Here is a 13,195-nt window from a genome sequence, read left to right on the forward strand (position 1 = left end):
CCCTCAAACGCGTCCAACACCGCAACTGGCCACCACCAGTCCCCGCAGTCATCGCGATCACCAGAGCAGCCACAACCTAAGTCACTGGCATTGGGTCTAGCCGAGCAGGTCGCGGGCCGCGGCCTTGACCTCGGCGAGCAGGAGGTGGAGGTCGGCCTCCGTCGTGGCGGCGTTGAGGAGGCAGGCGCGGAGCAGCTCGGCGCCGTCCAGGCGGGCGCCGGTGACGAAGACCCGGCCGCGCCGCTGGACGGCGGCGGGGAGGTCGCGGTTGAGGGCGTCGCGGGCGGCCCCGTCCCGGCCGGGGGCGCGGTGGCGGAACGCCACGATCGAGGTCTGCACCTCGGCGAGCAGCTCCAACTCCTCGTCTGTTTCGACGAGTTCGCCGAGCCTGCGGGCCAGTGCGGTGCACCGGGCGATGTCCCGGGCGAGCCCGGCCCGGCCCTTGTGGGCGATGGTGGCCCAGACCTTGAGGGCCCGGAAGGGGCGGGTCTGCTCGGTGCCGTACTCGGAGAACCAGCCGAGCGCGCCGGCCGACTCGTCGCGCAGGTAGGACGGGACGAGGCTGAAGGTGCCGCGCAGTTCCTCGGTGTCGCGGACCAGCGCGCAGCCGCAGTCGACCGGGACGCCGAGCCACTTGTGCGGGTCGAGGGCGAGCGAGTCGGCGCGCTCCAGCCCGGCGTAGCGGTGGGCGATGGCCGGGTCGAGCCGGCCGAAGGCGCCGTACGCGCCGTCCACGTGCATCCAGAGGCCCTGCTCCTCGCAGAGGTCGGCGATCGGGCCGAACCCGTCCACCGCGCCGGCGCCGACGGTGCCGGCCGAGGCGACCACCAGGAAGGGCAGCAGGCCGGCCGCGCGGTCGCGCTCGACGGCCGCTCGCAGGTCGGCGGTGTCCAGCCGGCCGTCGGGGCCGGTGGCCACGGTGCGCAGCTGCCGGCTGCCGAGGCCGAGCAGCTCGGCGGCCTTGCGGACGCAGGAGTGGGTCTCGCCGGTGACGTAGCCGACCAGCGGCGGCAGGCCCGCCAGGCCCTCCTCGCGGACGTCCCGGCCGGCCCGCCGGGCGGCGCGGTTACGGGCGGCGGCGAGGCAGACGATGGTCGCCATCGAGGTGCCGGAGGTGAGCAGGCCGCCGCCGGCCGGGTGGGGGAAGCCGACCAGTTCGGCTATCCAGCGGACCACGGCGCGCTCCAGGTGGACGTCGGCGTGGTCGCCGCCGGCCGAGCTGGGGTTCATCGCGGAGGCGGCGAGGGTGGCGAGCACCCCGGCGGGGGCGGGGGCGGAGTTGACCCAGCCGAAGAAGCGCGGGTTGCCGTTGCCCATCGGGTACGGCAGGACGTCCCGTCCGATGGCGCCGATCAGCTCGTCGAGCGGGCGGCCCTCGGCGGGCAGCGGGGCGTCGAGCAGGGCCCGGCGGGCGGTCTCGTCCATGGGCTGCCAGACCGGGCGTCCGGGCAGGTCGGCGAGGTAGTCGGAGACGAGGTCGGCGGTGGCGTGGGCGGCACGGCGGAAATCGGCGTCGGCGACGTCGGTGCCGGGGAAGTCGGTGCCGGGGGAGTCCTCGGTGGTCATGGCGTGCTCCAGGGAGGCCGGGGGACGGGTTGGGCGAGGCGCGGCGTCCTTGGCGCACCCGGGTCAGGCGATGATCGGGTGATCCTACGCAAGCAGGCCCGCACCGTGCGGTGCGAGCCTGCTTGCTGAGACCCGGGGCGTCGGTCCGGGGGACCGGGGGCGTCAGTCCAGCGAGCTGGACAGGCCGCTCGCCGAGCGGCAGTAGCCCTGCATCTCCTTGTTGGTGATCTTGGCGCAGAGCCGACCGGCCGCGCCCCCGTCGGTGTAGTTGACCGTGTAGTAGCTGACCAGGCCCTCGGCGCAGGCCTTGCGCTGCCAGCCGTCGGCGGCGGTCGCGCACTGCTCGGACGCCCAGTCCTCGCGGTCCAGGTTGTACTTCATGGTGCGCGAGCCGACACCGCGGCTGCAGTCCACCGCCCCGCCGCTGGCCTTGCCGTTGAGGCACCACTTGAGGGCCTCGGCGTAGACCTCGGGGTGGTTCGGGTAGTCGTGCGAGGAGAGGAAGAAGGTCGGGGCGTAGAAGAAGCAGGCCGACTGGAACAGCGAGGGCTGGTCCTTGCACGGGTAGAGCGGGTCCTGGGCGAGCTTGTCGGCGGGCAGGTTGGCCTTGGCCTGCTCGTCCTCCTCGTCCGGGCCGAAGAGCTGCATGAACAGGCCCTCGGAGCAGCGGATCCGGTTCTGGTCGGAGGGGAACTTGTTGCACAGGTCGCGCGCCTTGGCGACGTCCTGCTTGGCGACGAACATGGTGCCGTGGCCGACGCCGTGGATGCAGGGCCCGGTGTTCTTGGGCGCGCAGAGCTTGAGCAGGTCCGTCTCGGGCTGGGTGGAGGCGTTGAGCATCTCCTCGACCGCGCCGTGCAGGTAGCCGGCCGCGCAGGTCTCGTGCGGGAAGGAGATGACCTTCTGGAAGTCGGCGTTGAAGCGCTTGACCGCCGCGTGGCCGAGCTCGTGCGCGATCGGGTGGCAGAAGCGCACGGTGTACGGCTTCTCCTTGGTGATCTTGTCGAGGTCGGCCAGGGCGACACCGGGGTCGGTGGCGTCCATCTCGGCCATCACCTTGTTGCGCAGCGTGGAGCGGGTCCACACGGCGGGGTCGCCGGTCGGGGTGGCGCTCGCGGGGCCGGCCGCGGCCGGCCGGGCGCCGGCGGCGGGGGCCCCGGGGGCGACGGCGGTCAGGGACGCGGTGGCCGCCGCGGGCGACCAGTCGGTGACGGCCACCGACCCCAGGCCCAGGACGCCCAGGAGCAGGGCGGTGAGAATCGCGAAGACTCGCGGCTGCATGACGGGATCCCCCGGCGGATCGAGGTGAACGTTTCGCTCCCATCCTGACGGCACGTGAGCGGTAGGCCGCGATTTCGCCCGCCATTCGGGAGGTGTCGGCGACGCTATCGCACCGTGGGACCTCCGGGCCCGGCGGGATGGTTCCGCACAATCACCCGGACGGAGTACGGGGGCGCGGGCGTCGCCGGGTGCGCCGTTCGGGTGGCGGCACCCGCGCCCCACACGCGTTCAGGCCCCGGCGGTCAGAGCTCCAGCGTCACCCGGTACTCCGTCAGCCAGGCGTCGAAGTCCAGCGCGAGGTCGACGGCCAGCCGGACGGACTGCGGGTCGGTGTCCGGGGCGAGCGCGTCGGCGAGGCGCCGCCGGTCGAGCAGGTCCAGGGCCGGGGAGGTGCGCTCGACGGCCAGCCGGGCCAGTTCGGCGCGCAGCTTCGCCGGGTAGTGCGGGTCGGTGGTGACCGGGTACGGGCTCTTCGCCCGCTCGGCGACCGCGGCCGGCAGCACGTCCCGGACGGCGGCGCGCAGCAGGCTCTTCTCCCGCCCGTCGAAGGACTTCATCGCCCACGGGGCGTTGAAGACGTACTGGACCAGCCGGTGGTCGCAGAACGGCACCCGCACCTCCAGGCCGTTGGCCATGCTCATCCGGTCCTTGCGGTCGAGCAGGATGCAGACGAAGCGGGTCAGGTTGAGGTACGAGATCTCGCGCATCCGCCGTTCGAGCGGATCCGCCTCCGGCAGGTGCGGGACCTCGGCGACCGCCTCGCGGTAGCGGGCCCTGCGGTAGCCGTCCAGGTCGAGCTTGCGGAGCAGTTCGGCGTCCAGGAGGTGCTCGCGCGGGGTGGCTCCGCCGCCGGCGATGCCGGTGAGGCCGAGCGCCCAGGGGAAGTCGTCGACGGCGATGGTGGCCGGGTCGTGGAACCAGCGGTAGCCGCCGAAGAGCTCGTCCGCCGACTCGCCGGACAGCGCGACGGTGGAGTGGCGGCGCACGCCCCGGAAGAGCAGCAGCAGCGAGGTGTCCATGTCGCCGACGCCGTTGGGCAGGTCACGGGCGCGCAGCACGACGGAGCGCCGGGCCGGGTCCGTCAGGTCGGCCGCGTCCAGCTCGACGACGCTGTGGTTGGCGCCGACGTGGTCGGCGAGCAGCCGGGCGAACGGGCCGTCCTGGGTCTGCCGGACGTCGTTGGCGTTGAAGGTCTCGCTCTGCCCGGCGAAGCCGACCGAGAAGGAGCGCACCGGGCCGGCCCCGGCCGCGCCCAGGGTCCGGGCGGCCAGGGCGGTGACGGCGCTGGAGTCCAGGCCGCCGGAGAGCAGTGAGCAGAGCGGGACGTCCGCCTCCAGCTGACGGTGCACGATGTCGTCCAGCAGGGCCCGGACGGTGGCGACCGTGGCCTCCAGGCTGTCGCGGTGCTCGCGCGCCTCCAGCGCCCAGTAGCGGCGGACCGAGAGGCCCTCGCGGCGCACCCGCACGACGTGCCCGGGCCGGACCTCGTGGATGTCCCGGTACGGGGTGAGCCCCGGGGTGCGGGCGTAGCCGAGCAGTTCGCGCAGCCCGTCCAGGTCCACCACCGGGCGGACGGCGGGGTGGGCGAACAGGGCCTTGACCTCGGAGCCGAAGACCACGCCGTCCGGGGTGCGGTGGTAGTACAGGGGTTTGACGCCCATCCGGTCGCGGACCAGCAGCAGCTCCTCGTGCCGGATGTCCCAGACCGCGAAGGCGAACATGCCGTTGAGCCGCTCGGCCAGGTGCTCGCCCCACTCCAGGTAGGCGCGCAGCACGACCTCGGTGTCGCTGCGGGTGCGGAAGCGGTGCCCGGCCGCCTCCAGTTCCGCGCGCAGTTCGCGGTGGTTGTAGACCTCGCCGCTGTAGGTGAGCACGGCCAGCGTCCGGCCGTCGTGCTCGACCGTCATCGGTTGGACGCCGCCCGCGATGTCGATCACCGCGAGCCGGCGGTGGCCGAGCGCGGCGTGCGGCTCCAGGTGGACGCCGCCGGCGTCCGGGCCGCGGCGGGCCTGGGTGGCCGTCATCGCGTCGATGACCCCCCGTTCGGCGGTGAGGTCGCGCTCGAACGCGACCCATCCGGTGATCCCGCACATCAGCAAGCCTCCGGTCTTCCGCTTCGTGTTCAGGGGGTCACGCTACGTGCGGAGTTGGCGCCGCTTCAAGGGGCTTTCGGGAACAGGGGCGAACGGGTGGCCGTTCGACGGTCGAATGTGAAGGATTCGTGGATGTGGTCTGAAAGTCGTAATGTCTGCCCGATTTCGGGCAGAAACTTTGGCTTCGGCGGCCGGCCCGACCTAGGCTCCACACTCGTGCCGAGCTCACCCCACCCCCACGAAGACCTCCTCGCCCACCTCACCCGGACCAGCCCGCTCGGGCCCCGGGAGGCGGCGCGGGTCGTGGCGGAGGTGCTGGCGTACTTCTCCGAGAGCACCGAGGAGTACGTGCGCCGCCGCCACACCGAGCTCCAGGCACGCGGTCTGACCAATGAGCGGATCTTCGCCCGGCTCACCGAGGAGCTGCCGCAGCGCCGGGTCTCGGCGCCGGAGCTCTCGGCCCGCCAGCTGCGGCGGATCGTCTACGGCTGAGGCGGCCGAGGCGGCCGAGCGCCCGTCGCCCTCATCGCGCTCGCTGCCCACTGCCCTCGCTGCCCTCAGCGGGCTGACCGCCCTCGTTCCCGACCTTCCGAAGACTTCGAAGAGGAGACCACGCATGTGCGGAATCGTGGCCTACATCGGCCCCAAGGACGCGACCCCCTTCCTGCTGGAGGGGCTGGCGCGGCTGGAGTACCGCGGCTACGACTCGGCCGGTGTCGCCGTCACCGGGCGCAGCGGCGGGATCAAGCTCCGCAAGGTGAAGGGCCGGGTCGCCGACCTGGCCGCGGCCGTACCGGCCCGGTTCAAGGGCACCACCGGCATCGGCCACACCCGCTGGGCCACCCACGGCGTCCCCAGTGACGCCAACGCGCACCCGCACCTGGACAACGCCGAGCGGATCGCCGTCGTCCACAACGGCATCATCGAGAACGCCGACGAGCTGCGCGCCAAGCTCGCCGCCGACGGCGCGGTGTTCCGCTCCGAGACCGACACCGAGGTGCTCGCCCACCTGATCGCCGCGAACGTGGCCGAGGGTGTCGAGCTGGAGGACGCGGTGCGGGCCGCGCTCGGCCGGGTGGTCGGCACCTACGGCATCGCGGTGCTCGACGCCGAGCGGCCGGACCGGATCGTCGTCGCCCGCAACGGCAGCCCGATCGTGCTGGGCATCGGCGAGAAGGAGATGTTCGCCGCCTCGGACGTCTCCGCGCTGGTCCGCTACACCCGCCAGGTCGTCCACCTGGAGGACGGCGAGCTGGCCACCGTCCGGGCCGACGGCTTCCGGACCTTCACCGAGGACGCCCGCACCACGCACCGCCAGCCGTCCACCGTGGACTGGGAGGTCGACTCCTACGACACCGGCGGCTTCGAGCACTTCCTGCTCAAGGAGATCCACGAGCAGCCCGGCTCGGTCGAGCGCACCCTGAGCGGCCGGCTCGACGAGCGCTTCGCCACCGCGCACCTCGGCGGCCTCAACCTGGACGCCCGGGAGCTGCGCGAGATCCGCCGGGTGAAGATCCTCGGCTGCGGATCGGCCTACTACGCGGGCGAGATGGGCGCGCAGCTGATCGAGGAGCTGGCCCGGATCCCCGCGCACAGCGAGCCGGCCTCCGAGTTCCGCTACCGGAACCCGGTGATCGAGGCGGACACCCTGTACGTCGCGGTCAGCCAGTCCGGCGAGACCTACGACACGCTGGCCGCCGTCCAGGAGGTCAAGCGCAAGGGCGGCCGGGTGCTCGGCGTCGTCAACACGGTGGGCAGTGCTATCGCCCGAGAGTGTGACGGCGGTATCTACCTGCACGCCGGTCCGGAGGTCTCGGTCGCCTCCACCAAGGCGTTCACCTCCACCGTGGTCGCCTTCGCGCTGCTCGCCCTGCACTTCGGGCGCATCCACGACCTGTCGCCCGCCGACGGGCGCCGGATCGTTTCCGCGCTCAAGGCGCTGCCCGACCAGATCCGCGAGGTGCTGGAGCAGAGCGAGGCCATCGCCGGACTCGCCGCCGAGTACGCCGACTCCGCGGGCATGATGTTCATCGGCCGGGTGCGCGGCTACCCGGTGGCCCGCGAGGGCGCGCAGAAGCTCAAGGAGATCTCCTACGTGCACGCCGAGGCCTACCCGGCGAGCGAGCTCAAGCACGGCCCGCTGGCGCTGATCAGCCCCGAACTGCCCACCGTGGCACTGGTTCCGGACGACGAGCTGCTGGACAAGAACCTCACCACGCTGGGCGAGATCAAGGCCCGCTCCGGGCGGGTCATCGCCGTCGGCCACCGGCGGCCGGAGGAGAAGCTCGCGGACCACTGCATCCTGGTGCCCAAGAGCGAGCCCGAGCTGGACCCGCTGCTGCTCAACATCCCGCTCCAGCTGCTCGCCTACCACGCCGCCGTCGCCCTGGGGCGGGACGTGGACAAGCCGCGCAACCTCGCGAAGAGCGTGACGGTGGAGTAGTCCCCCGGAGCCTCGGAGGAGGGCGTCCTCGGAGCGGAGGGCGCTCGTCACGGACCCGCGGGTCCCGGTCGCTGTGCGGACGGCCGGGGCCCGCGTTCCGCTGTCCGCAGGTCAGAAGACCGAGCAGCCGGACAGGGTGGTCAGGGTGTCCAGGGCGGCGACCGCGGCGACGGAGTTGCCGGCCTGGTCCAGGCGCGGGCCCCAGGCGCAGACGGCGGCGCGACCGGGGAGTATCGCGAGGATGCCGCCGCCGACGCCGCTCTTGCCGGGCAGGCCCACACGGAACGCGAACTCGCCGGCGGCGTCGTAGGTGCCGCAGGTGAGCAGGACGGCGTTGATCCGCTTGGTCTCGCTGCGGGACATCAGCCGGGTGCCGTCGGCGCGCACGCCGTACCGGGCGAGGAAGGAGCCGGCCAGCACCAGGTCGCGGCAGCTGGTCGCGACGGCGCAGTGGGCGTAGTAGTGCTCCAGGACGGTCTCGACCGGGTTCTCCAGGTTGCCGTGGCTGGCGATGAAGTGGGCCAGCGCGGCGTTGCGGTGGCCGTGCTCGGCCTCCGAGGCGGCGACCACCGGGTCGGTGTCCAGCAGCGGGTTGCCGGACTCGCGGCGCAGGAACTCCCGTACCGCGCCCGAGGCGTCGCCGGTCATGGTGTGGAGCCGGTCGGTGACCACCAGGGCGCCCGCGTTGATGAACGGGTTGCGCGGGATGCCGTGCTCGGTCTCCAGCTGCACCAGGGAGTTGAACGGGTTGCCGGACGGCTCGCGGCCGACGCCCTGCCAGAGGGTGTCACCGCCGTAGGCCACCGCGAGGGCGAGCGAGAACAGCTTCGAGACGCTCTGGACGGAGAACGGCCGCTGCCAGTCCCCGACACCGTGCAGCTCCCCCTCGACGGTGGCGACGGCCATGCCGAAGGCCTCCGGGTCGGCGGTGGCGAGGGCCGGGATGTAGTCGGCGACCCGGCCCCGGCCCGTGGTCGCCCGGGCGGCCGCCTCGGCGGCCTCCAGCAGGACCGGCCAGTCCAGGTACTCCCCGCCGGGCACACCGTTCAACGCTTCTCCTCCACCGGCACCGACTGGGAACACGACCGGGACCGGGCGCGCGGTGCGGTGCGTCCGGTCCGACCAGGATTATCCGTGTTTCGGGCGGGTGGGTCGGGAGGGGGGTGGGTGGTTCGCCCCGTGCGGTGTCGTGAGGCCGTCGGTGCCGGGTTGTGCCGCTCGGCGGTGTGCGGCGGCGTGAGGCGGCGTGCGGGCCGGCTACGGGGCGTTGGTGGGGGCCTGGACGGGCGGGCCGGTGAGCAGGGTGCCGGTGTCCGAGTACGGCCAGCCGTTGGGGACGCAGCCGTGCAGCCCCTTGATCTGCTGCATCATCACCGGCGCCGGGGCGCCCGGGCCGGGGCAGTCGACGTGGCCGTTGCCGAGGATGTGGCCGACCTCGTGGTTGACGGCCAGCGCGTGGTACTGCTCGGGCCTGCCCTGGTAGAACTCGGACAACTCGGTCCAGCGGGTGAGGTTGACGACCACCTGGTGGGTGACGCCGCAGTTCACCCAGCCGCCGGTGTCCAGCCCGTACTGGCCGCAGATCCGGTCGGTGGACTTCGGGGTGGCCAGGTAGACGGTGAAGTCCACCGGGTCGGCGGGCATCCGCTGGAACGAGGCCGTGCCGCCGGCCGCCCAGCCGTGCCGGACGTCGCCGAGGACCGCGTCCACCTCGGCGGCGAACTGCGCCGGGCTCTCCGCGATCCCGTCCTCCACCCGCACCTTGTAGCGGTACAGGTGCTCGCCGGTGCCGAAGCGGGCGGAGCCGCCCGGCGCGGTGGTGAACGCCAGCCGGTCACCGTCCCCGCCGCTCCACGGCTGCCACCAGAGCAGCCCGGCGGTCAGCGCCGCGACCAGCGCGAGGGCGGGCAGAGCGTGCCGGGGCTTCCAGCGGCACAACCGCGCGGGCGCCCTCACCGGCCCGCTCCCGCCGCGGCCAGATGGCCGTACACGCCGCGCAGGGCGGCGTGGGCCATCAGGAGGGCGGTGGTGTCCGGTCGGGCGTGGATCGGGGCCAGGGTGGACATGGCGGAAGTGCTCCAGGACGGGATCGGCGGGCCGGGGCGGCCGATCGGCGACCGGGCCGTCGCCCGGTCGTGCGAAAGGGTGGTACCTGGAGGAACGGGGCGGGGTGCGGCGGCGGTTCAGGGCGCCTTCGCGGTACGGGGCGCCTTCGCGGTTCGGGCGGTGGCGTGCGCACGGTGCCGGCCCCTGTCGGACGGGAGGCCCGGGTGGTTCCCGGAACCGCTCGATGGTGTCACCCCGGCGGCGTGTCCCTGGGCGGCGCCGTCGGATTCGGGTGTCGTAGGGCGGGTCGATCCGTCCGGGTCGGACCTGTCCCGAGCGAGCTGCCATCGGAGGCGCCGTCATGTCCACCACCGCTGTTTTCACCGTCGACGGCATGAGCTGCGGCCACTGCGAGAAGACGGTCAGCGCCGGGCTCGCCGTCCTGCCGGGCGTCACCGACGTCAGTGCCGACGCGCCGAGCGGCCGGGTCACCGTGGCCTCCGCGCAGCCGCTGGACGAGGCCCTGGTCCGCCGCGTCGTCGACGGGGCCGGGTTCACCTTCGTCGGGCAGGACTGAGGGCGGTTCCGGGGCGGGGCGGTCCGGGGGCGCGGGGCCCGTCGGCTGTCGTCGACGGGCCCCGTTGCCGTCCCGTCGGCCGGGCTCAGCCCATGCTCTTCGCGCCGTCCAGGGACTCGCGGATGATGTCGGCGTGACCGGCGTGCTGGGCCGTCTCGTTGGCGATGTGCAGCAGCACCCGGCGGGCCGACCACTCGGCGTCCGCCTCGAACCACGGGGCCTTCGGCAGCGGCTGGGTGGCGTCCAGGTCGGGGAGGGAGGCCACCAGCTCGTCGGTGCGCACGGCCACCTCGGCGTACGCCGCGAGGACACCGGCCAGCGTCTCGCCCGGCAGCATGCGGAACTCGTCCGCGCGGCGGGCGAAGTCCTCCTCGGTCCAGGCGGTGAAGTCGGGCATCGCGGACGGGCCCTGCACGATGAACTCCGCCCAGAGCCGCTCGACGCTGGTCACGTGCTTGATCAGGCCGCCCAGGCACAGCTCGCTCGCACAGGTCCGCAGGCCGACCTGCTCGTCGGTGAGGTCGCGGGTGGTGAAGCGCAGGAAGTGCCGCTGCTTCTCCAGGGCCGCCAGGAGGTCGGCGCGCTCGCCGGTGAGGTTCTGGGTGGCGGCGGGGGTGGTGGTCGTGGTCATCGTCATGGCCTTTCGCTGGGTTCCTGCTACGGGTTCCTGCTCCCTCGGACAAGAACAACGCTACGGACCATTGCGGTCACTTCCTGTCCTGAATCCCAGGGAGAATCGACGCATGGCGAACACCAGCACGCGGACGCTGCGACTGCTCTCCCTGCTCCAGACCCACCGGTACTGGCCGGGCGACGAACTGGCCGACCGGCTCGGCGTCTCCGTCCGCACCCTGCGCCGCGACATCGACCGGCTGCGCGAACTCGGCTACCCCGTCGAGGCCCAGCGCGGCGTCGACGGCGGCTACCAGCTGGCGGCGGGCGCGGCGCTGCCGCCGCTGGTGATCGACGACGAGGAGGCGGTGGCCCTCGCGGTCGGCCTCCAGGCGGCGGCCGAGAGCCCGGTCGAGGGCGTCGCCGAGGCCTCGGCGCGGGTGCTGGCGAAGGTGGTCCAGGTGATGCCGGCCCGGCTGCGCCGCCGGGTGGAGGCGCTGCGCGCGGTCACCGTCCCGGTGGACTGGGGGACGCGGACGGGCACGGGCGTCGACCCGGACGTCCTGACGGTGGTGGCACTCGCCTGCCGGGACGGCGAGCGGGTGCGGTTCTCGTACACGGCCGCCGACGGGCGCGGTACCGACCGGCACGTCGAACCGCACCGGCTGGTCTGCCTGAACCGCCGCTGGTACCTCGTCGCGTACGACCTCGACCGGGCCGACTGGCGCAGCTTCCGCCTCGACCGCCTCACCGCCCCGACCGGCAGCGGCGCCCGCTTCGCCCCCCGGACCCTCCCGGCGGCCGACGCGGCGGAATTCGTCCGCGCGGGCCTCAACAGGATGCCCCGACCGCACCAGGTGGAGGCCCTGATCGAGGCACCGGCGGAGTTCGTCCGCGCCCGCGTCGGCCGCTGGGGCACCGTGGAACCCGTCACCCCGCACCGCTGCCGCCTACGGATGACCGCCGACTCGCTCGACTGGCCCGCCATGGCCCTCGGCTCCCTGGGCGCCGAATTCCAGGTACTCGCCCCGGACGCCCTCCGGACCCTGCTCACGGACTGGAGCACCCGCTTCGCCCGCGCAGCGGGGGAGGGGGAGTAGGCGTAGGAAGTCGGCCTGGCCGACTTCCGGCGTCGGCAGTCCGCGCACCCCGCTGCCCCTGGCTGTTGCTTGCCCGGCCCCGGTGCTCGCCCCTGTCCCTGGGGCGCGGCCGGGGGCGGTTGGTGGCGTGGGAAGTCGGCCCGGCCGACTTCTGGCGTCGGCAAGGGGCGTGGTGCGCCGTTCTGACGGGCGCTTCGTCGTGGTCTGCTGCTTCGGTGCTTGCCATGGTCGGACGACGGCCCGTTGCGGCGGAGTAGGAAGTCGGCCCGGTCGACTTCTGGTGTCGGCAGTCCGCGCACCCCGCTACGCCTGGCTGTTGCTTGCCCGGCCCCGGTGCTCGCCCCTGTCCCTGGGCTGCGGCCGGGGTGGGGGGTGGCGTGGAAAGTCGGCCCGGCCGACTTCTGGTGCTGACGGTCCGCGCATCTTGCTCCGCTTCTGTCCTCACCTTCGGCCTTGCCCTTGCCCTCGGCCTCGGCCTTCGCGTTCGCTCCCTCCCCGGGGCGCGGCCGGGGGCGGTTGGCGGTGTGGAAAGTCGACCGGGCCGATTTCTGGCGGGTGGCCATCGGCACATCACCGCCTCGGCCCGGTGCCGGCGTCGGAAGTCGCCCGGGCCGAGTGCCGGTGTGACCGGCGAGTGTGCCCCGGCCACCGAATGCCGTACTTCCGGTCTGAGCAGCTGTGGCGGCATGGCCGGTGTTGGTGGAGCAGGAAGTCGGGCCCGTCGACTTCTGGTGCCGCCCTGGGCGGGTTCGGGTTTGTGGCGGGCCGGTAGGTGGCGTGGGAAATCGGACCCGTCGACGTACGCGCGGGCGTGGGGGACCAAGTGAGGCTTGTCAGGTGGCGGTGGGGCGGGTCCTTGTGGGCGGGGTGGCGTGGGAAGTTGGCTCGGCCGACTTCTGGCGTCGGCAAGGGGGTGTGGTGCACCGTTCCGGCGGCTGCTTTTGTCGTGGTCTGCTGTTCTGGCGCTCGCCCTAGGCGGACGACGGCCCGTTGCGGCGGAGTAGGAAGTCGACCAGGCCGACTTCTGACGGGTGGCCGTTGGGGCGTTAGCGCCTCGGCCCGGTGTCGGTGCTGGCGTCGGAAGTCGCCTGGGCCGAGTGCTGGTGTGACCGGCGAGTGTGCCTCTGCCATCGAATGCCGTGTTTCCGGTCTGTGCAGCTGTGGCGGCATGGCGGAGTAGGAAGTCGGACCCGTCGACTTCTGGCGCCGGTCTGGGCGGGTTCGGGTTCGTGGCGGGCTGGTGGGCGGAGTGGGAAGTCGGACCCGTCGACGTACGCGCGGGCGTGGGGGATCAAGTGGGGCTTGTCAGGTGGCGGTGGGGCGGGTCCTTGTGGGCGGGGTGGCGTGGGAAGTCGGCATGGCCGACTTCTGGTGTGATTGTGGTGAGAGGGTGTTCTGTGAGGCTTCGCCGGAGTTCAGGTCTGGGTGGCCGGTGTCGGGTTGGTGAGGACGAACACGCCGGGCTCGGGTTCGGTGA

10 protein-coding genes are annotated in these 13,195 nt (G+C 73.1%); 4 read left to right on the forward strand and 6 right to left on the reverse strand.

The annotated features are described in order from the left end of the window. Positions 1-96: 96 nt before the first annotated feature. From ACFY4B_RS42200 to asnB, 3 genes are all read right to left on the reverse strand, one after another. A complete protein-coding gene (locus ACFY4B_RS42200; RefSeq protein WP_387977072.1) occupies positions 97-1,566 on the reverse strand; it encodes a pyridoxal phosphate-dependent decarboxylase family protein in 1,470 nt (489 codons plus the stop codon). A 162-nt stretch (positions 1,567-1,728) separates the two neighbouring features. Then, a complete protein-coding gene (locus ACFY4B_RS42205) occupies positions 1,729-2,847 on the reverse strand; it encodes a hypothetical protein (protein ID WP_074004551.1) in 1,119 nt (372 codons plus the stop codon). Positions 2,848-3,089: 242 nt separating this feature from the next. Then, on the reverse strand, positions 3,090-4,940 hold the full coding sequence (gene asnB / locus ACFY4B_RS42210; RefSeq protein WP_387977074.1) for an asparagine synthase (glutamine-hydrolyzing): 1,851 nt from the start codon (positions 4,938-4,940) through the stop codon (positions 3,090-3,092). Between the two features lie 216 nt (positions 4,941-5,156). On the opposite strand from asnB, the gene ACFY4B_RS42215 reads away from it, so the two are divergent. Then, the gene (locus ACFY4B_RS42215; RefSeq protein WP_049651654.1) at positions 5,157-5,432 is read left to right on the forward strand and encodes a hypothetical protein; all 276 of its coding nucleotides are present in this window, start codon (positions 5,157-5,159) and stop codon (positions 5,430-5,432) included. Positions 5,433-5,556: 124 nt separating this feature from the next. Further along, positions 5,557-7,383, forward strand: coding sequence for a glutamine--fructose-6-phosphate transaminase (isomerizing) (gene glmS / locus ACFY4B_RS42220; RefSeq protein ID WP_049651653.1), 1,827 nt, complete (start codon positions 5,557-5,559; stop codon positions 7,381-7,383). Between the two features lie 111 nt (positions 7,384-7,494). Here glmS and ACFY4B_RS42225 read toward each other — a convergent pair whose 3' ends face one another. Both ACFY4B_RS42225 and ACFY4B_RS42230 read right to left on the reverse strand, forming a co-directional pair. Next, positions 7,495-8,433, reverse strand: coding sequence for a glutaminase (locus tag ACFY4B_RS42225; protein ID WP_369808293.1), 939 nt, complete (start codon positions 8,431-8,433; stop codon positions 7,495-7,497). A 207-nt stretch (positions 8,434-8,640) separates the two neighbouring features. Then, on the reverse strand, positions 8,641-9,339 hold the full coding sequence (locus ACFY4B_RS42230; protein ID WP_387977078.1) for a DUF3152 domain-containing protein: 699 nt from the start codon (positions 9,337-9,339) through the stop codon (positions 8,641-8,643). A gap of 451 nt (positions 9,340-9,790) precedes the next feature. Here ACFY4B_RS42230 and ACFY4B_RS42235 point away from each other — a divergent pair, with 451 nt between their 5' ends. Next, a complete protein-coding gene (locus ACFY4B_RS42235; RefSeq protein WP_375875277.1) occupies positions 9,791-10,006 on the forward strand; it encodes a heavy-metal-associated domain-containing protein in 216 nt (71 codons plus the stop codon). Between the two features lie 85 nt (positions 10,007-10,091). On the opposite strand, the gene ACFY4B_RS42240 is transcribed toward ACFY4B_RS42235, so the two are convergent. Beyond that, entirely contained in the window at positions 10,092-10,643 is a 552-nt protein-coding gene (locus ACFY4B_RS42240; RefSeq protein WP_375875278.1) for a DinB family protein, read from the reverse strand. A 106-nt stretch (positions 10,644-10,749) separates the two neighbouring features. Here ACFY4B_RS42240 and ACFY4B_RS42245 point away from each other — a divergent pair, with 106 nt between their 5' ends. Next, positions 10,750-11,718, forward strand: coding sequence for a helix-turn-helix transcriptional regulator (locus ACFY4B_RS42245; protein ID WP_380781336.1), 969 nt, complete (start codon positions 10,750-10,752; stop codon positions 11,716-11,718). The last annotated feature ends 1,477 nt before the right edge of the window (positions 11,719-13,195 follow it).

Origin of the sequence: Kitasatospora sp. NPDC001261, assembly GCF_042896795.1 — a bacterium.
Classification (GTDB): Bacteria; Actinomycetota; Actinomycetes; order Streptomycetales; family Streptomycetaceae; genus Kitasatospora.

Bases quoted from the DNA above. Each gene is read 5' to 3' on its own strand.
- asnB (WP_387977074.1), bottom strand. From the start codon at position 4,940: ATGTGCGGGATCACCGGATGGGTCGCGTTCGAGCGCGACCTCACCGCC.
- ACFY4B_RS42235 (WP_375875277.1), top strand. From the start codon at position 9,791: ATGTCCACCACCGCTGTTTTCACCGTCGACGGCATGAGCTGCGGCCAC.
- ACFY4B_RS42200 (WP_387977072.1), bottom strand. From the start codon at position 1,566: ATGACCACCGAGGACTCCCCCGGCACCGACTTCCCCGGCACCGACGTC.
- ACFY4B_RS42245 (WP_380781336.1), top strand. From the start codon at position 10,750: ATGGCGAACACCAGCACGCGGACGCTGCGACTGCTCTCCCTGCTCCAG.
- ACFY4B_RS42205 (WP_074004551.1), bottom strand. From the start codon at position 2,847: ATGCAGCCGCGAGTCTTCGCGATTCTCACCGCCCTGCTCCTGGGCGTC.
- ACFY4B_RS42240 (WP_375875278.1), bottom strand. From the start codon at position 10,643: ATGACGATGACCACGACCACCACCCCCGCCGCCACCCAGAACCTCACC.
- glmS (WP_049651653.1), top strand. From the start codon at position 5,557: ATGTGCGGAATCGTGGCCTACATCGGCCCCAAGGACGCGACCCCCTTC.